This is a genomic window from Micromonospora tarapacensis (genome assembly GCF_019697375.1).
GTDB lineage: Bacteria > Actinomycetota > Actinomycetes > Mycobacteriales > Micromonosporaceae > Micromonospora > Micromonospora tarapacensis.
The window spans coordinates 2,737,880-2,756,797 of record NZ_JAHCDI010000004.1; the positions used below are offsets into that span (position 1 = coordinate 2,737,880).

The 18,918-nt window shown below is 72.8% G+C and carries 17 protein-coding genes and 1 pseudogene; 10 read left to right on the plus strand and 8 right to left on the minus strand.

The window, feature by feature from the left end:
• Positions 1–25: 25 nt before the first annotated feature.
• A complete protein-coding gene (locus KIF24_RS18365; protein ID WP_221087424.1) occupies positions 26–415 on the plus strand; it encodes a PaaI family thioesterase in 390 nt (129 codons plus the stop codon).
• 31 nt (positions 416–446) lie between these two features.
• Here KIF24_RS18365 and KIF24_RS18370 read toward each other — a convergent pair whose 3' ends face one another.
• Complete coding sequence (locus KIF24_RS18370; protein WP_221085099.1) at positions 447–1,076, minus strand: acyltransferase; 630 nt, start codon at positions 1,074–1,076, stop codon at positions 447–449.
• 270 nt (positions 1,077–1,346) lie between these two features.
• On the opposite strand from KIF24_RS18370, the gene KIF24_RS18375 reads away from it, so the two are divergent.
• From KIF24_RS18375 to KIF24_RS18405, 7 genes and pseudogenes are all read left to right on the plus strand, one after another.
• The gene (locus KIF24_RS18375) at positions 1,347–2,420 is read left to right on the plus strand and encodes a Gfo/Idh/MocA family protein (RefSeq protein WP_331461188.1); all 1,074 of its coding nucleotides are present in this window, start codon (positions 1,347–1,349) and stop codon (positions 2,418–2,420) included.
• A gap of 67 nt (positions 2,421–2,487) precedes the next feature.
• Positions 2,488–3,453, plus strand: a complete 966-nt coding sequence (locus KIF24_RS18380; RefSeq protein ID WP_221085101.1) for an NAD-dependent epimerase/dehydratase family protein — start codon at positions 2,488–2,490, stop codon at positions 3,451–3,453.
• Between the two features lie 20 nt (positions 3,454–3,473).
• Positions 3,474–4,585: pseudogene (locus tag KIF24_RS18385) on the plus strand (DegT/DnrJ/EryC1/StrS family aminotransferase).
• Positions 4,585–5,316, plus strand: coding sequence for an acetyltransferase (locus KIF24_RS18390; protein WP_221085102.1), 732 nt, complete (start codon positions 4,585–4,587; stop codon positions 5,314–5,316). The pseudogene KIF24_RS18385 and the gene KIF24_RS18390 overlap by 1 nt, the downstream one beginning before the upstream one ends.
• Before the next feature lies 1 nt (position 5,317).
• A complete protein-coding gene (locus KIF24_RS18395) occupies positions 5,318–6,439 on the plus strand; it encodes a DegT/DnrJ/EryC1/StrS family aminotransferase (RefSeq protein WP_221085103.1) in 1,122 nt (373 codons plus the stop codon).
• Between the two features lie 34 nt (positions 6,440–6,473).
• Positions 6,474–7,706, plus strand: coding sequence for an MFS transporter (locus tag KIF24_RS18400; RefSeq protein ID WP_331461189.1), 1,233 nt, complete (start codon positions 6,474–6,476; stop codon positions 7,704–7,706).
• Positions 7,703–8,755 carry a TolB family protein gene (locus tag KIF24_RS18405; RefSeq protein WP_221085104.1) on the plus strand — a complete coding sequence of 351 codons (1,053 nt, stop codon included), beginning with the start codon at positions 7,703–7,705 and terminating at the stop codon, positions 8,753–8,755. Before KIF24_RS18400 ends, KIF24_RS18405 begins: the two co-directional genes overlap by 4 nt.
• Positions 8,756–8,774: 19 nt before the next feature.
• Here KIF24_RS18405 and KIF24_RS18410 read toward each other — a convergent pair whose 3' ends face one another.
• From KIF24_RS18410 to KIF24_RS18430, 5 genes are all read right to left on the minus strand, one after another.
• Positions 8,775–9,512, minus strand: a complete 738-nt coding sequence (locus tag KIF24_RS18410) for a hypothetical protein (protein ID WP_221085105.1) — start codon at positions 9,510–9,512, stop codon at positions 8,775–8,777.
• Positions 9,513–9,901: 389 nt separating this feature from the next.
• The gene (locus tag KIF24_RS18415) at positions 9,902–10,165 is read right to left on the minus strand and encodes an acyl carrier protein (protein ID WP_221085106.1); all 264 of its coding nucleotides are present in this window, start codon (positions 10,163–10,165) and stop codon (positions 9,902–9,904) included.
• A gap of 23 nt (positions 10,166–10,188) precedes the next feature.
• Positions 10,189–11,412 (minus strand): pyridoxal-dependent decarboxylase, exosortase A system-associated, encoded by a 1,224-nt coding sequence (locus KIF24_RS18420; protein ID WP_221085107.1) that lies wholly within the window; start codon positions 11,410–11,412, stop codon positions 10,189–10,191.
• Positions 11,409–12,968: an acyl-CoA ligase (AMP-forming), exosortase A system-associated gene (locus KIF24_RS18425; protein ID WP_221085108.1), complete on the minus strand. Its 1,560-nt coding sequence runs from the start codon at positions 12,966–12,968 to the stop codon at positions 11,409–11,411. Before KIF24_RS18425 ends, KIF24_RS18420 begins: the two co-directional genes overlap by 4 nt.
• Before the next feature lie 34 nt (positions 12,969–13,002).
• Entirely contained in the window at positions 13,003–13,827 is an 825-nt protein-coding gene (locus KIF24_RS18430) for a GNAT family N-acetyltransferase (protein WP_221085109.1), read from the minus strand.
• 751 nt (positions 13,828–14,578) lie between these two features.
• Between KIF24_RS18430 and KIF24_RS18435 the strand changes: the two genes are divergently transcribed.
• Positions 14,579–15,382 carry a hypothetical protein gene (locus tag KIF24_RS18435; RefSeq protein WP_221085110.1) on the plus strand — a complete coding sequence of 268 codons (804 nt, stop codon included), beginning with the start codon at positions 14,579–14,581 and terminating at the stop codon, positions 15,380–15,382.
• Positions 15,383–15,499: 117 nt separating this feature from the next.
• Positions 15,500–16,180 (plus strand): class I SAM-dependent methyltransferase, encoded by a 681-nt coding sequence (locus KIF24_RS18440; RefSeq protein WP_221085111.1) that lies wholly within the window; start codon positions 15,500–15,502, stop codon positions 16,178–16,180.
• On the opposite strand, the gene KIF24_RS18445 is transcribed toward KIF24_RS18440, so the two are convergent.
• Both KIF24_RS18445 and KIF24_RS18450 read right to left on the minus strand, forming a co-directional pair.
• Positions 16,164–17,621 carry a lipopolysaccharide biosynthesis protein gene (locus KIF24_RS18445; protein ID WP_221085112.1) on the minus strand — a complete coding sequence of 486 codons (1,458 nt, stop codon included), beginning with the start codon at positions 17,619–17,621 and terminating at the stop codon, positions 16,164–16,166. The genes KIF24_RS18440 and KIF24_RS18445 overlap by 17 nt on opposite strands.
• Positions 17,618–18,853, minus strand: coding sequence for a glycosyltransferase family 4 protein (locus KIF24_RS18450; RefSeq protein ID WP_221085113.1), 1,236 nt, complete (start codon positions 18,851–18,853; stop codon positions 17,618–17,620). The genes KIF24_RS18445 and KIF24_RS18450 overlap by 4 nt, the downstream gene beginning before the upstream one ends.
• Positions 18,854–18,918: the final 65 nt, after the last annotated feature.

The window sequence follows — 18,918 nt, forward strand, 5'->3', positions numbered from 1 at the left end:
CAAGATCGAGGAGGCGACCGTGGAGATGCCGGAGATGTCGGGTGGTTTCTTCGCCCTGCTCGGGCTCAAGTTCGACGAGGCCAGCGGCGACCGGGTGACGATCCGCTGGCCGGTGCGTCCCGAACTGCTCCAGCCGTTCGGCATCCAGCACGGCGGGGTCTACTGCTCGGTGGTGGAGACGGCGGCCAGCGTGGGTGGCGGGCTGTGGCTGGGTGATCGCGGACGGGTGGTGGGCGTGTCCAACCAGACCGACTTCCTGCGCGCGGTCCGCGAGGGTGAACTCACCGCGCTGGGCACGCCGGTGCACCGTGGGCGCAGCCAGCAGCTGTGGCAGGTGGAGATCACCGACGCGGGCTCCCGGCTGATCGCCCGTGGTCAGGTCCGTCTCCAGAACCTCTACCCGGACGCCGCCTGAACCGGCCGGCGGTCAGCCGGCCGACGGACGGTCAGCCGGCCGAGGTCGACTCCGTCAGGCGTCCCCCGGCCTCGTGGTACTCCGTCCCGGTACGCGGGCACACGAACCGGCCGTCGTCCTTGGCGACCAGCGGCTCGCCCGCCCTGCCGACCCAGCCCACCCGTCGGGCGGGAACGCCGACCACGAGCGCGAAGTCCGCAACGTCGCGGGTGACCACGGCACCCGCCGCGACCAGCGCCCAACGGCCGATGGTGACCGGCGCCACGCAGACGGCACGGGCCCCGATCGCCGCGCCCTCGCCGACGACTACGCCCACCGCCGTCCAGTCCTCCGCGCTCTTGAGCCGCCCCTCGGGGGTCACCGAGCGTGGGTACTCGTCGTTGGTGAGCACCGCGGCCGGCCCGACGAAGACGCCGTCGGCCAGTTCCGCCGGTTCGTAGACGAGGGCGTGGTTCTGCAGCTTGACGTTGTCGCCGAGACGGACGCCGGGTCCCACGTACGCGCCGCGGCCGATGACGCAGTTCCGGCCGACCGAGGCGCCCTCGCGGACCTGGGCCAGGTGCCATACCCGGGTGCCGGCGCGAATGGTGGCGCCATCGTCGACATCGGCGGTCACCGCGATCTGCACCGTACCTCCCGGCGGCCCCTGGTCGTCCGTCATCCGTGGCTCCTTCCCCCGTGCGGCGATCCCGTTCGGCTGGAGCAGCGTAGTCGCCGGCCGACAAGGCCGATGTAAGCAAGCCGACGCAGTGCGCGGAATGGGCCACCCGGGGGCGACGGGCAGCCGAATGGCTTCCTCTCCCCGGCGGCATTGTTGGAATTCCGTCACTGCACTGGCGTCGCCGACGGCGGTCTCGATAGCTTCCCGGGCGGACTGTCCTGACCCACCCCTCAGCGAGCGCGACCTGTCCTGCCTAGCGAACGGATGTCCGTGAACTCATCGCACGATGCCGCCGACGAACCGATCGGCGTGGCCGTCGTCGGCGCCGGCTACTGGGGTCCGAATCTCGTCCGTAACTTCCAGGCCTCCGCCGACTTCCGGCTGCGCTGGCTCTGCGACCTCGACGTGGGCCGCGCCGAACGGGTGCTCGGCGGCTATTCGACGGTCCAGGCCACCAACGATCTGGCCGCGGTGCTGGCCGACGAGACGGTGCGGGCGGTCGCCGTCGCCACCCTCGCGGCCAGCCACCTGGAGGTGGCGATGTCGGCGCTGCGGGCCGGCAAGCACGTGCTGGTGGAGAAGCCCCTCGCGGCCAGTTCGACGCAGGGGCGGGCACTGGTCGCCGAGGCGCAGCGCCGGGGTCTGTCGTTGATGTGCGACCACACCTACTGCTACACGCCGGCGGTGCTGCGCATCCGCGACCTGCTGCACGACGGTGAGCTGGGCGAGCTGCAGTACCTCGACTCCGTACGGATCAATCTGGGGCTGGTGCAGCGCGACATCGACGTGATGTGGGACCTGGCCCCGCACGACCTGTCGATCCTCGACTTCGTCCTTCCGCCCGGTGTGGCGCCGGTCGCCGTGGCCGCCCACGGCGCGGACCGCATCGGCGCCGGCCGGGCCTGCGTCGCCTACCTGACGCTGCGGCTGAACACCGGTGCGATCGCGCACATCCATGTCAACTGGCTCTCGCCGGTCAAGATCCGCACCACCATCATCGGCGGTTCCAAGCGGACCCTGGTCTGGGACGATCTCAATCCCAGTCAGCGGCTTTCCATCTTCGACCGCGGGGTGGACGTGGCCTCGACGGAGGAACTCGGCGCCGAACAGCGCCGGGACATGCTGGTGTCGTACCGCTCGGGAGATATGGTCGCGCCGGCGCTGACGGAGCGGGAGGCGCTACGGACCATGGTCGAGGAGTACGCCCGGTCCATCCGCAGCGGCACCCCGGCACTCACCGACGGCCGGTCCGGTCTGCGGGTGATCACGATCCTGGAGGCCGCCTCCCGCAGCTTGTCCGACGGAGGGCGCCTGGTCGACCTGGATGAATGGGCGGCGGCGTGACCGGTCGCGGCGGGGAACTCGGTGTGCTGGAGCCGCAGTGCGGCATGGATTGGAGCGGATCGCTGTCATGAGCGCGGTGGAGATCGCCGGGGCGCGTACCCTGGTCACGGGCGGGGCGGGCACCATCGGCTCCCATGTCGTGGACGAACTGGTGGCCGGCGGCGCGGCCGAGGTTGTCGTCCTCGACAACTTCGTTCGCGGCCGGCGGGAGAATCTGGCCCGCGCCCTGCCGCACGGCACCGTGCGGCTGGTCGAGGGCGACATCCGGGACGTCGGGCTCGTGCATGAGCTCACCCGCGGCAAGGATCTGGTCTTCCACCTCGCGGCCATCCGGATCACGCAGTGCGCCGAGGAGCCCCGGCTCGCCAACGAGGTGCTGGTCGACGGCACGTTCAACGTGCTGGAGGCGGCAGCCGCGGCCGGGGTACGCAAGGTGGTCCTGTCGTCGTCGGCCTCGGTGTACGGCCTCGCCGACGACTTCCCGACCGGCGAGCTGCACCACCCGTACCACAACGACACGTTCTACGGCGCGGCCAAGGCGTTCAACGAGGGCATGCTGCGCAGCTTCCACAGCATGTACGGGCTGGACTACGTCGCCCTGCGCTACTTCAACGTGTACGGCCCCCGGATGGACATCCACGGGCTCTACACGGAGGTCCTGATCCGCTGGATGGAACGGATCGAATCCGGCCGGGCGCCGTTGATCCTCGGCGACGGCCTGCAGACGATGGACTTCGTGCACGTGGCCGACATCGCCCGGGCCAATGTCCTGGCCGCCCGGGCCGGCGTCACCGACGAGGTGTTCAACGTCGCCAGCGGCACCGAGACCAGCCTGCGCGAGCTGGCCCAGGCGCTCAGTGAGGTGATGAAGTCCGAGTTGGCTCCGGAGCACGGGCCGGCCCGGGCGGTCAACGGCGTGACTCGCCGCCTGGCGGACACCAGTGCCGCCGCCCGGAAGCTCGGCTTCCGGGCCGAGATCGGCCTGCACGAGGGGCTGCGGGGCCTGGTCGACTGGTGGCGGGCCGAAAAGTGAGTGAACGCCGGATTCCGGTCATGATCCCGCGGCTCGGCGAGGAAGAGGCGCAGGCCGCCGCCGACGCGGTCCGGTCGGGCTGGGTGGCCCAGGGACCACGGGTGGCCCGCTTCGAGCAGGAGTTCGCCGGCCTGGTCGGCGCCGGTCACGGGGTGGCCGTCAGTTCCTGCACCACCGCACTGCACCTCGCGCTGGTGGTGCTGGACGTCGGGCCGGGCGACGAGGTGGTCGTGCCGTCGTTCTCCTTCATCGCCACCGCCAACGCGGTGCGGTACGTCGGCGCGACTCCGGTCTTCGCCGATGTCGACCTCGACACCGGCAACCTGACGGTGGCGGGCGTCGACGCAGTGCGCACCCCCCGGACCCGGGCGGTCATCGCCGTGCACCAGGGCGGGGTGCCGTTCGACGTCGCCGCGCTGCGCGAGGCCGCCGGCCGGTGGGGGTGGCGTTGGTGGAGGACGCGGCCTGCGCCGCCGGCTCGACGGCCTACGGGCGGCCGGTCGGCGCCGGCGCCACGATCGCCACCTGGTCGTTCCACCCCCGCAAGCTGCTCACCACCGGTGAGGGCGGGATGGTCACCACCGACGACGCGAGGTGGGCCGCCCGGCTGCGCCGGCTGCGGGAGCACGGCATGAACGTCTCCGCGGCCGAGCGGCACGCCAGCGCCCAGCCGGTGCTGGAGTCGTACCTGGAGACCGCCTTCAACTACCGGATGACCGACATCCAGGCGGCGGTCGGGCTGGTGCAGCTCGGCCGGCTGGCGGAGCTGGTGGCCCAGCGGCGGGCCCTGGCGGCGCGCTACCACGACCTGCTCGCCACGATCGAGGGCCTGGCGCCGGTCCGCGACCCGGAGTACGGCCAGACCAACTTCCAGTCGTTCTGGGTGCTGATCACCCCGGAGTACGCGGGCAGCCGCGACGAGGTGCTCGCGGAGTTGGCCGCGGCCGGTGTGTCGGCCCGGCGCGGCATCATGGCCGCCCACCTGGAGCCGGCGTACGCGGACCTGACACCCGGGCCGCTGCCGGTGACCGAGCGGCTGACCCGCGACTCGCTGATCCTGCCTTTGCACCACGCGCTGACCACGGACGACCAGGACCACATCGTCGGCGTGTTGCGCAAGCTGGCCGGCTGATGCGTGACCTGGTCATCGTCGGCGCGGGCGGGTTCGCGCGGGAGACCGCGGCCGTGGTACGGGCGGTCAACGACGTCCGGCCGACGTGGCGGCTGCGCGGCTTCCTCGACGACGACCCGGCGCTGCACGGCACCGAACGGGCCGGCCTGCCGATCCTCGGCGCGATCGATCGGCTGGCCGACCTGTCCGACCCGGCCGTGGTGGTCTGTGTCGGCAATCCGCGTGACTACGCGGCCCGGCAGCGGATCGTGCACCGGCTGGCGCTGCCCGCCGAGCGGTACCCGGCGATCGTCCATCCGGCGGCCCAGGTCGGCACGGGAAGTTCGGTCGGTCCCGGCACGGTGCTGCTGGCCGGTGTGGTGCTGACCGCGGACGTCACGGTGGGGGCGCACGTGGCGGTGATGCCGCAGGTGGTCCTCACCCACGACGACCGGGTCGCCGATCACGTCACCCTCGCCTCCGGGGTCCGGCTCGGCGGCGGCGTGGTGCTGCGTACCGGGGCGTATCTCGGCGCGGCGGCGCTGATCCGCGAGTCCGTGACGGTCGGCGAGTGGTCCCTGGTGGGGATGGGTTCGGTGGTGCTGCGCGACGTCCCTCCGGGCGAGGTCTGGCTGGGAAACCCGGCGCGCCGGCTGCGACCCGCTCGGCCGGGCCAGCTGGCGTCGCACCCCGAGCCGGCCGGGTCGGCCGGGTCGGCAGAATTGATCGTGTCGAGGGTTGTGGGGAACTGACATGCCGAAGATTCCGCTGGTCGATCTCGCCGCCGCGCACCTGGAGGTGGCGGAGGAGGTGGAGGCCGGGTTCAAGCGGATCGTCGCCGAGACCGCGTTCATCGGCGGGGCGGAGGTCGCCGCGTTCGAGCGGGAGTACGCCGCCTTCACCCGCGTACCGCACTGCGTCGGCGTCGCCAACGGCACCGACGCGCTCGAACTCGCCCTGCGCGCCGTCGGGGTCGGGTCCGGCGCCGAGGTGGTCCTGCCGGCGAACACGTTCATCGCCACGGCCGAGGCGGTCGCCCGGGCCGGCGGACGGCCGGTCCTGGTCGACTGCGACCCGGAGTCCTACCTGATCGACGTCGACGCGGCGCTGGCCGCCGTCACCCCGGCGACCCGGGCCGTGGTCCCGGTGCACCTCTACGGGCAGCTCGCCGACGTCGAGCGGCTGCGCGCCGGGTTGGCCGGGCGGGGCGTGGCGGTCGTCGAGGACGCGGCCCAGTGCCAGGGCGCGACCCGGCACGGCCGCCAGGCCGGCGCCGCCGGCATCGCCGCCACCAGCTTCTATCCGGGCAAGAACCTCGGCGCCTACGGCGACGCCGGCGCGGTGGTGACCGCCGACGCCGACCTCGCCACCACGGTACGCACCCTGGGCAGCCACGGCGGCCTGACCAAGTACGCGCACGACGTCGTCGGGATGAACAGCCGGCTCGACGGTCTGCAGGCGGTCGTGCTGCGGGCCAAGCTCGCCCGGCTGGCGGGCTGGAACGCGCGGCGCCGCGCCGCCGCCGCCCGGTACCACGAGTTGCTCGCGTCGCTGGACGTGGTCCGTCCGGTCACGCTCGACGGCAACGAGCACGTGTGGCACGTCTACTGCGTCCGGGTTCCGGGGGACGGCACCCCGGCGCGTCGCGACGCGGTGCTGGCCCGGCTGAACGCGGCGGGAGTGGGCGCGGGTGTCCACTATCCGGTCCCGGTGCACCGCACCGGCGCCTTCGCCGACCTCGGCCACCCGGCCGGCGCGTTCCCGCACGCCGAAAGCGCCGCGACCGAGCTGCTCTCGCTGCCGATCTACCCGCAGATCACCCCCGCGCAGCAGGCCCGCGTCGCCGAGGCGCTGGCCACCGCGCTGTCCGGCTGAGCGCCGAGGCCGGACGGCGATCGTGTACGTGTCAGTGCGGGACCGACCCCACTCGGACGGAACCGGCAACCGGGACGGAGTTCGCCGGGTCTCCACCACGGTGCTCCTGCTGGGCCTCGTCAGCCTGCTGACCGACGTCTCCTCCGAGATGGTGGCGTCGGTCCTGCCGCTCTACCTCACCGCGGTGGTCGGGCTCAGCCCGATCGCGTACGGCTTTCTGGACGGGATCTACCAGGGGGTCAGCGCCTTCGTCCGGCTCGCCGGCGGCTATGCCGGCGACCGGGGCGGACAGCCGAAGTGGGTGGCGGTGCTCGGCTACGGAGCCTCGGCGCTGAGCCGGATCGCGATGCTGCCCGCCGCCGGCTTCGCCGCGATCACCGCGGTGATCACCGCGGACCGGCTCGGCAAGGGGCTGCGCACCGCACCCCGGGACGCGCTGATCGCCGGGTCCTCCGAGCCGAGCATGCTCGGCCGCTCGTTCGGGGTGCACCGGGCGCTCGACACGGTCGGTGCGGCGCTCGGACCGCTGGTCGCCTTCGCCCTGCTGGCCGCCGTGCCGGGCAGCTACGACTCGGTCTTCGTGGTCTCGTTCGCCGTCGCCGTGGTGGGCGTCGCGGTGCTGGTCCTCTTCGTGCCCAACCTGCGCACGGCGGGCCGGGGTGCCCGGGTGGGCCTGCGCCGGGTGGCGGCCGAGATCGGTGGCCGGCGGCTGCGCCGCCCGCTGTTCGCGGCGGGGCTGCTCGGCCTGGTCACCGTCGGCGACGGCTTTCTCTACCTGGCGCTGCAGGACCGTGACGACTTCGCGGCCACCTGGTTCCCGCTGCTGTACGTCGGCACCAGCCTCGCCTACCTCGGGCTGGCCGTGCCGCTGGGCCGGCTCGCCGACCGCTTCGGCCGGGCCCGGGTGCTGGTCGCCGGGCACGGCGCGTTGCTCGTCTGCTACCTGCTGGCGGCGCTGCCGGCCGGTGGCCTCACCCTCACCGTCGCCGTGCTGCTCTGCCTCGGCGTCTACTACGCGGCCACCGACGGGGTGCTGCCAGCGCTGGTCAGCCGCCTGGTCTCGGCCCAGACCCGGGGCAGCGGCATCGCCGCGGCGCAGACCGTGGTGGTGCTCGCCCGGTTCGGCTCCTCGGTGCTGTTCGGCCTGCTGTGGAGCCTGCGGGGGCCGCAGTGGTCGCTGCTGCTGTTCGCGCTGCTGCTCGCCGCCGCGGTGCCGGTGGCCGCCTGGTTGCTGCGCGGCGCCGAGCGGGACGAGGTCGGGGTATGAGCGAGCGGCGGTCAGCGGAGCGAGACGGCGGCCCGAGCCTGCGGGTCCGACTGGCGGTGCTCGGCACCGTCGCGCTGCTGGCGGTCGTCGGGGCGGGCGGCTACGTGTGGCGGGTGCGGCACGCCCAGGTCAGCCTGGAGGCGGCGGCACCGCCGGTGGCCACCGGTGGCGCGCTCGAACCGGTGCGCGGTCAACCGCACCTGGTGTTCCGCAGCACCGCCCTCGGCGCGCAGTACGGCCGCGTCGCCGTGGTGCCGCTGAGCGCGCCCGACGGGCCCCGTACCTTCGCCCCGGTCTCCTGCGAGCGGGTGCACGCCACCACCGACCGGGCGGTCTGCCTCTCCGCCGAACGCGGCATCGTCACGACGTACTCGGCCCGGCTGCTCGACGCCGGCTGGCAGCCGATCCAGGACCTGCCGCTGACCGGGGTACCGAGCCGCACCCGGCTCTCCGCCGACGGCTCACTGGTCGCCACCACCAGCTTCGTCGCCGGCGACTCGTACGCCAACCCGGGCCAGTTCTCCACCCGCACCGTCGTGACCCGTGCCGGTGGCGAGGTGGTGGGTGACATCGAACAGTTCAAGCTGTTCGTCGACGGCCGGTCGGTCACCGCGATCGACCGGAACATGTGGGGGGTCACCTTCGCCGACGGCGACCGCTTCTACGCCACCGCCGCCTCGGGCGGACGGACCTGGCTGGTCGAGGGGAGCCTGGCCCGCCGGACGGTCACCGCGCTGCACGAGGACGCGGAGTGCCCCTCCCTGTCCCCGGACGGCACCCGGGTGGCGGTCAAGAAGCGCGGTGATCTCCCGCCGGGCCGCTGGCGGTTGGCGGTGTACGACCTGAGGGACGGGAGACAGACCCTGCTCAGCGAGACCCGCAGCGTCGACGACCAGGTCGAGTGGCTCGACGACGACACGGTGCTCTACGGGCTGCCGCGAGCCGACGCGGCCTCGGCCACCAGCGACGTCTGGGCGGTGCCGGCCGACGGCGGCGGCCAGCCACGTGTGCTGGTCGCCGACGCCTGGTCGCCCGCGGTCGTGCGCTGAACCGGCCCGGTGCCGGCGATCAGTCCGGCGGCAGGGCCTTGCCGTCGCTCCACACGTTGTCCCGCCAGACGTTCCCCGGCGCGGAGCGGGCCCAGGACGTCGCCGGCCCGTGCCCACCGCACTTGCCGTTCCTGCCGCGCTGGAAGACGTTGCCGGTGACCACGATCCCGCTGACCTGCGTGCCGTACTCCTTGTGTTCGTCGAAGCCGCCGTAGAAGCAGTACGACATCTCCGCGGAGGCGACGAAGAAGTTGTCCTGGATGGTGTAGTTCCTGTTGGGCCCGAAGTCGCCGAAGATGGATGCGTTGGCCGTGCAGCCGCCGCCGGCGGCGTTGTTGGGCCGGTCGCAGGACAGGGTGTTGTGCACCAGCCGGATGTCGCTGCCGCCGTTGGACAGGAAGGCGTTCAGGTGCCAGTCCCCGCCGTCGGGCAGGTGCTGGCTGTGCAGCCAGGAGTCCTGCACGTGGCAGTTGCGGTAGCAGTTGACGCTGGCCTGGCCGCCCCGGATCTCGGAACGCAGCACGGTGACGTTCTCGTAGCCGACGGCGGGTGCCTGCGCCTGCCCGCCGTCGATCTCGGCATCCTCGATACGCACCGAGTAGCCGCCGCCCTCCAACTGGACGCTGCCGTCGACCCGACTGGATCTGATCACCACGTTCTTCGCCTTGATGAGCAGCGAGCAGCGGACGTGCCGCTTGTCGATCACGGTGCCGGCCTTGGTGATCGTGCAGGACCCCGAATACCTGCCGAGCTGCACGCCGGCGGGCACTCCGGTGTTGCCGGCCCCCGGGAAGCCCGTCAGGGCGGTGGCGGTCGACGGTGCGGCGGCCGATCCGGTGGCGCTGGCCGTGGCGCTGGCCGACGGGGTGGGCCGGGTACCCAGTCCGGCGCTGGCGCCGGGGCGGGTGACGACGGCGCCGGCAGCGACGCACTCGGCACCGCCGGGTCGGTTCCACCGTTCGCCGCGGCCGGATCGGCGTCCGGTGCGGTCGCCCGGGACGCCGCGACCGCGCCGCCGACGGCGACCGCGACCAGCACGGTGAGGGCCGCCCCGAGCACCACCGGCGCGCGCCGACGGCGACGCGGGGCGGAATGGGGGCGGACGTGACTCGGTTCCGTTGGTTGCCGCACGTCGTGACGCGGCCGCTACGGGCGGCGGTCGGCGACGAAGGCGGCCAGACTGCCGAGCGTCTCGAAGAGCTCGGCGGTCATCTCACCGTCGTCGACGGTGAAGCCGAACCGCTCCTCCAGCGCCGCGACCAGTTCGAGGACGGCCATCGAGTCCAGTTCCGGCAGGCTGTCCAGCAGCGGCGTCGAGGCGTCCAGCGTGGCCGCCCGGTCCTCGATGCCGAGCACCGAGACCACGACTCCCCGGACCTCGTCGAGGGTTTCCGCGTGCGTGACGTTCACAGGTTCTCCTTGGCTCGGGGGGATCAGACCAGCACCTCGGCCGGAGCCGGGTGACTGAGAAAGGCGGTCGGGCTGGCGGTGAGGCCGTACGCGCCGGCCTGGAACAGGACGATCAGATCGCCGACGTCCGCCCGGGGCAGCGTGACGGCGTCGCCGAGCAGGTCCAGCGGGGTGCAGAGGCAACCGACGACGGTCACCGTCTCGGCCGGCTCGACGTCGATCCGCTCCGCCACCGCGATCGGGTAGTTGCGGCGGATCGCCTGGCCGAAGTTGCCGGAGGCGGCGAGCTGGTGGTGCAGCCCGCCGTCCACGACCAGGTAGGTGCGACCCCGGGAGACCTTGCGGTCGACCACCCGGGTCACGTAGACGCCGCACTCGCCGACGAGGTAGCGGCCGAGTTCGATCACGATTCGGGCCTCGGGCAGGCCCTGCCGGATCGGCCCCTGGACCAGGTCGGCGAGGTTCGCCCCGATGGCGTCGAGGTCCAACGGCTCGTCCCGATCGGTGTACGGGATGCCGAAGCCCCCGCCCAGGTTGAGATAGCGCACCGGCAGCGGGGATTCCTCGGCCAACCGGATCGACAGCTCGACGGTGCGGCGCTGCGCCTCGCAGAGGCTGTCGGCGCGCAGGTTCTGGGAACCGGCGAAGACGTGGAAGCCGAGGAACTCGACGTCGGCGCTCGCCAGTTCCTTCAGCAGCGCGGGCACCCGCTCCGAGTCCACTCCGAACTGTTGCGGGCCGCCACCGAGACGCATGCCCGAGCCCTTGACCGCGAAGTCCGGGTTGATCCGCACCGCGACGCGCGGGCGGAGCCCGAGCAGGCGGCCCAGGACGGCCACCCGGTCGGCCTCGTTCTCGGACTCCATCTCGATGGTGACCCCCGCCGCGATGGCCTGGCGCAACTCCGCGTCGGTCTTGCCCGGCCCGGCGAAGCTGACCCGGTTCGCCGGCATCGGCGTGTCGAGGGCGGTCCGCATCTCCAGGGCGGAGGCGACGTCGAAGGAGTCCACCAGCCGGGCGAGGTGCTGCACCACGGCGGGCATCGGGTTCGCCTTCACCGCGTAGCTGAGCTGCACCTCGCGGGGCAGCACGGCGCGCAGGAGTTCCACCCGCCCGGTGAGCAGCCGCCGGTCGTACGCGAAGAAGGGTGTGCCGCCGACACGGTCGGCGAGCCGGTCGACCGGGACGCCGCCCACGGCGAGGCGGCCGGCGTCGCGGGCGAAGGCCGCGGCGGAATAATTGGTCACGGGGTCAGCTCCTGGCGTAGCTGGTTGCGGTCGAACTTGCCGTTGGGGGATCGGGGCAGCGCGGGTCGCACCGCGATCTCCCGGGGCAGCAGGTACGGCGGCAGCTCCCGCTTCAGGGCGGCGAGCAGCGTGGCCGGATCGAGTTCGGTACCGTCGGACGGGCTCACCACCAGCACCACCCGCTGGCCGAGCGACGGGTCGGGCAGGCCGAGGGCCACCGCGTCACCGACCAGACCGCTGTCGTAGGCGACCTCTTCGATCTCGGTGGGGCTGACCCGGTATCCGGACGTCTTGATCATCTCGTCGGTTCGGCCGACGAAGTAGAGAAACCCCTCCTCGTCGCGGACGACGGTGTCGCCGGACCAGGCCGCCGGCTCCGGCAGCAGCTGACCGGGCCGGCCGGGCGCCGGCCGGAACCGCTGCGCCGTCCGCGCCGGATCGTTCCAGTAGCCGAGCGCCACCAGCGGGCCCCGGTGCACCAGCTCACCCTCCTCCCCCGGCTCGCACAGCGTGCCGTCGGGACGGACCACCAGGATCTCCGCGTTGGGGATCGCCCGGCCGATCGAGTCGGGCCTGCGGTCGACCTCGGCCGGGTCGAGGTAGGTGGAGCGGAACGCCTCGGTCAGGCCGTACATCAGGTACGGCAGGGCCGTGGGGAAGATCGCGCGCAGCTTGTCGAGCGTGGCCCTGGGCATCCGTCCACCGGTGTTGGCGAAGTATCTCAGGCCGCTGGTGGCCTCCGCCGGCCAGCGCTGGGCGGCCAACTGCAACCAGAGGGGAGGTACGCAGGTCAGCCCGGTGACCCGGTGCCGGGCGCAGAGCCGCACCACCTCCGCCGGAAGGAGGTAGTTCATCAGCACCACGTGGGCACCGGCGGTGAAGGCCGTGGTGAGTTGGCTGAACCCGGCGTCGAAGCTGAGCGGCAGCGCGGCCAGGATCACGTCGTCGGCGGAGTTCGCCAGGTAGTCACTGACACTCGACGCACCGGCGATCAGGTTGCGATGCGAGAGCACCACGCCCTTCGGTCTGCCGGTGCTGCCGGAGGTGTAGAGGATGGCCGCCGGGTCGACGTCGACGCCGGCCCGCTCCGGTGGCAGCGGCTCGCCGTCGCGCACCACCGTCCAGGCGGTCACCGTCTGCCGGCCGGTCCCCGGGTCCCCACCGCCGACCAGCACCACGTGCTCGACCGACTTGGCCTGCTCCAGTTCGTCGCGCAGCAGCGCGTACCGCTCCGGGGTGGTCACCAGCACCCGCACCGCGCAGTCGGTCAGGATGTGACCGACCTGCCGGGGGCGCAGCAACGGATTGACCGGCACGAAGACGGCTCCGGCGGCGGCGGCGCCGAAGATCGCCTCGACCGCCTCGATCCGCTTCTCCGTCCAGACCGCCACCCGGTCGCCGCGCGCGACGCCGAGCCGGCGCAGGCCCGTGCCGACCGCGGTCACACCCTGCCAGAGCTGGGCATAGCTGACCGTGTCGCCCTTGTAGGTCAGCGCCGGTGCGTCGCCCTGCCGGGCGGCGGCGTCGGCGACGAGCTCGTGCAGTGAAATAGGCATTTCGGGGGTTCGTCCCTCTCGTCGGGGCATCCGGTCACCAGCTGAGGCAGACCAGCTCGCTGTAGAGGTAGTCGACGTCGTCGGGGTCGAGGCTGTCGCTGCGGAACATCTTCCGCCGGGTGTCGGGCAGCAGCACCGACAGCGGTGGGCGGCCACCGACCACGCGCAGTTCCGCCAGGGTGGCGAGGACCCCGTGCCGCACCAGCAGGTGGCGGAGCAGCATCCGGTGCATCCGGCGGAACACCGCCGGGTTGCTGACGTGCAGGATCGACGCGAACACCGGCAGCCGCTTGCGCCGATCCCGGCGGAAGACCAGGTAGCACCACTCGTCGCCGTCGACGAGCACGACGTGCCGGGCGGCCGGGGCCCGGGCGTGGTCGAGGTAGTACGCCAGCTCGGGCCCGGTCAGGGTCCGCCGGATGACCTCCGGGTCGGCGCTGACCCGGCGGCGGCCGGGCAGCGAGGGCCAGGGCAGGTTCGGCGTCAGCGCGGTGGTGGTTTCCAGGAAGCGGAAACCGAGCCGGGCGTTGATCGGTACCACGTTGCCGCTCGGTGAAAGGTCGGTGAAGTGGTAGCCGGGCTGGGCCAGCAGCGCCCTGAGCAGCTTGAGGCTGTGGAAGCGGAACTCCGGCAGCACGCACCAGGCACCGAGATTGCAGAACCGCGCCGGCTGCCCGGCCACGGTGCGTTCGGAGTAGTAGGCGAGCAGCACTCCGACCACCTGCCCGTCGTCGGTGCGCAGCAGCATGCCGTGGTTCGGGGCATCGACCTGCCACGGCACGTCGGCCGCGCGGACCCACGCCTGCACGGCGACCCGGCCGTTGAGGTGGGCATGGAGGAACTGTCCTGCCGTCCTCAACCGTGCCTCGGTGATGGGCTCAACCCGGACTCCCATTCAGGTCGTCCGGCCCGGAGCAGGATTCCGGTCCACCACCGCAGACTCCCTCGAACGTCCGACATGCACGGCCCCGCCCTGACATGGCTGGCTCCGGCTGGACGGCCGGCTCGACGGGGGCTGCGCAGAAGATACCTCGCGTTCGGGTGACCGGACCGCCGCTGCGCCGGATATCCGTCAGTTGTCGCCCGTAACCGGACCGGCCGGCCGGCCGTTGACCGACGGACGCGGGATCAATCCGTCCCAACCGGGTCATCTTCTCGACCGTCCCGTCCTTGCCCGCAACCCCCCGCCCGGCCCCGCCGGGACGACACACCGGTCCGGACCGCGCCGTCCTCCGCGCGGAGCCCGAGCCGCAAGGAGCCCACCATGAAGCCCAGACGTGGGAATCGCCGCAACCGCAGGCTCACCGTCGTCGGCGCCCTCGCGGTGCTGCTCGCGACGTCCGGGGTTCTCGCGGTCAACACGTCGGCCGCGAGCCGCCCGCAACCGACGGAGGCCCGCTCCCGCGAGGCAATCGGGAACCCCGGGCCGGACGGCCACCGCGGCAGGTACGACTGGTGGCGCCGGCGGCCCCCGGCCGAGCCCGTCCACGTCGGCGCCGACGCCCACCCCGTCACCCCGTCCCACCGCGTCACCGGGCCCCACCGCGCCACCGAGCCCCACCGCGCCACCGAACCCCAGCGCGCCACCGGACGCCAGCCGTGGCTGCGCGTTGCCGGGCTACCCCACCGCCGCCTGCACGGGCGTGCCGGCGGGCTGGACACCCCGGGTGCGGCACCAGGGCGACCTGGTCATCACCCGGTCCGGCACCGTGCTGGAGGATCACCTGGTCACCGGCAGCATCCTGGTGAAGGCGGAGAACGTCGTCATCCGCCGCACGCGGTTGCACGGCACCGTCGACAACTTCGTCGGTGACCGCATCTACGGCCGGCTGCTCATCGAGGACTCCGAGGTGGTGAATCCGCCCGGGCAGCAGTTCTCCACCAACCAGATCTACGCGTTCGGGGTGGCGAACTACACCTGCCGCCGGTGCAAGGTGGTCGACCGGATGGAGGGCTGGCGGGTCGGGGCGAAGGAATTCCCCGGCGCCGGACCGGTGACGATCGAGGACTCGTACGCCCGCCTGGCCGTGCCGCCCGGCATGTGCCGGAGTGTGGATCCGCACGGTGACGGCGTGCAGGGATACCACGGCCCGACCGTGGTGCTGCGGCACAACACCATCGACCAGCGCCTCGACGACTGTCCCACCGCGCCGATCTTCATCCCGGACCAGCACAACGACGGCGGGACGATCCGCGACAATCTGCTGGCCGGCGGTAGTTACGCGCTGCGCGCCAGCGGCGGCTGGTTCCCGGCGATCACCGGCAACAAGATCGTGCACGACTCGTACGCCTTCGGCCCGATCGACATCGACTGCCGGAAGGTCGGCAGCTGGAGCGGGAACGCCACGGTTCGGTACGACTGGACCGCCGGCCGCGTGCTCAGCGAGGTCACACCCCTCGTTCGTTGCGGCTGACCTTCGGCGGGCGTGCGGGCACTCCTCCAGCCGGGCGGCGGCGGCAGCACGACCGGGTGGGCGACCCACCACAGCGGTGGGTGCTGAACGGTCAGCCGTGGCGGTAATCTCCCCGCCATGCCCCGACTGCGAAATCTTCTCGTGGACACGGATCAATCCTGGGGCGGACGGCGACGCGCCCGCCGCGCCCGCTGGCTGGCCGACACGTTCCCCGACCTCGCCGACATGACCGTCATCGATCTCGGCGGCAGGGTCGACACCTGGCAGCACACCCCGGTGCGCCCCGCCCACGTGCACGTCGTCAACCTGGAAGCGGCGCCCGCCGACCTACCCGACTGGGCTGAGGTCGACCACGGCGACGCCTGCCAGCTGCCCGAGCGGATCGCCGCCCGCCGCTACGACCTCGTGTTCAGCAACTCCGTCCTCGAACACGTGGGCGGGCACGAGCGACGCGAAAGGTTCGCCGCGGCGGTGCACCAACTCGCCGACCGGCACTGGATCCAGACCCCGTACCGGCACTTTCCGATCGAGCCGCACTGGATCGCCCCCGGCATGCAGTACCTGCCGGTGTCGGCCCGCGCTCGACTGGCCCGGCGGTGGCCGCTCGCGCACACCCGCCCCACGACGCGGGACGAGGCGGTACGGGAGGTGCTGTGGACGGATCTGGTGGACTACACGCAGATGCGGCTGCTGTTCCCCCGTTCGCGGATTCTGACCGAACGGCTGGCGGGGTTGCCGAAGTCGCTGATCGCCATTGCCGGCGACGCTCAGGGGCCGGGCACTAGCCCACCGTCCTGAGTTCCCGTACCACGTGCCGCTGCCGGTAGCCGAGGACCCCGATGGCGGCGAGCGCGGTGGCCCCGGAGACCGCGAGCACCACCAGGTCGACCGCGCCGGTCCGCGCCACCAGCAGGGCCACCGCGGCGACCGCCGCGGCACCCAGCAGCGGCGCGCCCAGCCGCGCCACCACCGGCCGCGGCGCGATGCCGGTCCGGCGCAGCGAGGCGAGGTAGAGCGGGAGGATGACCAGCAGCGCGACGACGAGCTGCACCGCCGAGGCACTCCACAGCCCGCCGGACACGCAGGCCGCGTAGAGCGCGGGCAGCAGCACGACGAACCACACCGCCTGGACGGTGAGCACCACCTGGGTGTCGGCGATCACCACGAAGTAGTCGTAGAAGAGTTCGAAGAGAATGCGCAGCGCCGCCAGCGGCCCCAACCACAGCAGCACCACCGACGCCGGCTGCCAGACCTCGCCGTAGAGGAGACGGATCAGCGGGCCCGACGTCGCGGCGAGCAGCAGGCACGCGGGGAGGGTGATCGATCCGAGCAGGCCGAGGGCGGAGAGGAACGATCGACGCATCGCCGGCGGGTCGTGGTGCAGCCGGGCCAGCGCGGCCGGCACCACCGCCCGGACCGGCTGGGAGAAGACGGTGACCGGCCACTGGGCGAGTTGCAGCGCCAACACGTAGTAGCCGAGCGCGGTCGGACCGAGGGTCGCGCCCACCACCACCCGGTCGAGGTTGGTGGTGGCGAAGACGACGATGCTGGAGCCGGCGAGCGGCAGGCCGAAGCGGAGCAGGGCGCGGGCCTTGGCCGGGTCGAAGCCGAACCGCAGGCCCTGTGGCGCGAAGGCGAAGAAGAGCACGGCACCGGCGAGCGAGCCGACGAGCTGCCCGACGGCCAGACTCATCGCCCCGTTGCCGGCCAGTGCCAGGCCGATCGAGACCAGCGCACTGGTCCAGTTCGTCACCAGGTCGGCCACCGTCTTGCGGCCCTGACGGAACGCGCGTTGCAGCAGTGCCACCGGCGTCGCCACGAGCCCGCTGACGATGACGCTCAGCCCGAGGATCCGGATGACCGTGGTCGCCTCGGGGTCGCCGAGCGCGCGGGCCAGCACGGGCGCGCCGAGGTAGAGCGCGCCGTAGACGACGGTGCTGGTGAGCACCGAGAGCGTGGCCACAGTCGGGGCGATCTCCCGGGGTTCGCCGGGCCAGCGGACGATCGCCAGGCTCACCCCCAGCTCGTTGAAGCTGAGCACCGCCAGCAGGACCACCAGGGCCACCGCGAAGGTGCCGAAGGCGTCGGGGCCGAGGATCCGGGCCAACGCGATGCCGATCGCCAGGGTGCTGAACCGGCTGATGACGGTGCTCGCCATGCTCCAGCCCAGGGCCCGGGACGCCCTGGTGAAAAGCGTGGGTTCGCCGGCGGGGGCGGGCGGACGTTCCTCGACGCTCACCCGAGCAGCCGCCGGATCCGTTGGCGGGCGGTGTCGGGCAGCAGATCGGCGGCGGCCTTGTGCCCGGCCACCCGCAGCCCTTCCCGCAGCCGGGTGGCCGGCGCGGGCTGGTGCCGCAGCGCCTCGGCGTAGACCTCGTGCAGGGTCTGGGTCGCCGCCTTCAGGCTGAATCGGCTCAGCACGAGTCGTCGTCCCCAGTCGCCACGTTCGGCGCGCAGGCGCCGGTCGTCGACCAGTTCGGCGATCTGCGCCGCGAGCGGGGCCGGGTCCAGGTCGCCGTCGCCGATGCCGTAGAAGCCCCAGCGGAGGAAGTGGTCGACCGTCTCCGGTGCACAGCTCCGGGAGAAGCCCCTGATGCCGAGCACCACCAGCGGACGGCCGAAGGCCATCGCCCGCAACGCCGAACCTCCCATGCCAAGGGCGATGTCCGCGGCGGCGTACGCCTCGCGCGGATCGTCCATCGGGCCGGTCAGCACCACCGCCGGCCGGCCGAGCAGTTGGTTCGCCCGCGCCGCCTCGGCCGCCACGTCGGGTTCCGACGGGCCGCCGCCGGTCACCACGAACCGGAGCCGGTCGTCGTCGAGCAGCGGCAGCGCGCGGATCGTCCGCAGCACGCCCTCCGCCTTCATGTCCGGTTCGAGCCGGGACACCACCCCGATCACGATCTCGTCGGGGGCGATGCCGTGACGCTGGCGGAACGAGTGGCCGTCGACCACCGCCGGATCGTCGACGTCGGTGTTGACCGGAGGCTCTATCAGCGCCGGTCGGGGCCGGAACGCGGCGGTCTCCGCCACCAGTTGCGCGGTGCCGACGACGAGCCCGCCGTAGCGGGGCAGCCAGCGGGGCACCCGCATGCCGTAGACGGTGGTGACCACCGGGGTGCCCAGGCGCAGATGCGGGCCGAAGAAGGCGTCGAGGGCCACCGAGTACTCGTACGCGTGCACGAGGTCGGCCTGGAAATCGTGGACGGCCCGGGTGAGCGCCCGGGACAGCCCGGGCCGGACCGGTAGCGTGGGGCCCAGTCGCTCGGCCCGGTGCCGTACCGCGATCACCGGTAGTCCCGCCTGCCGCGCCAGGACGGCCACCGGCCCGGGCTGGCCCCGGTAGTTGCCGAAGACCGCGACCTCATGGCCCTGGTCCCGGACGCTGACCGCGAGATCCAGGGCGTTGAGCTGACTGCCCCCGAGCTCCAGATGGTGCAGGCCGACGAGCAGTCGCACCTTGTCCCCCACTTCGAGCGGTCCGGCGGGCGGGCCGCCGGCTGGTGGATCGACGCCACGGGCGGGAGCGTCGCGAT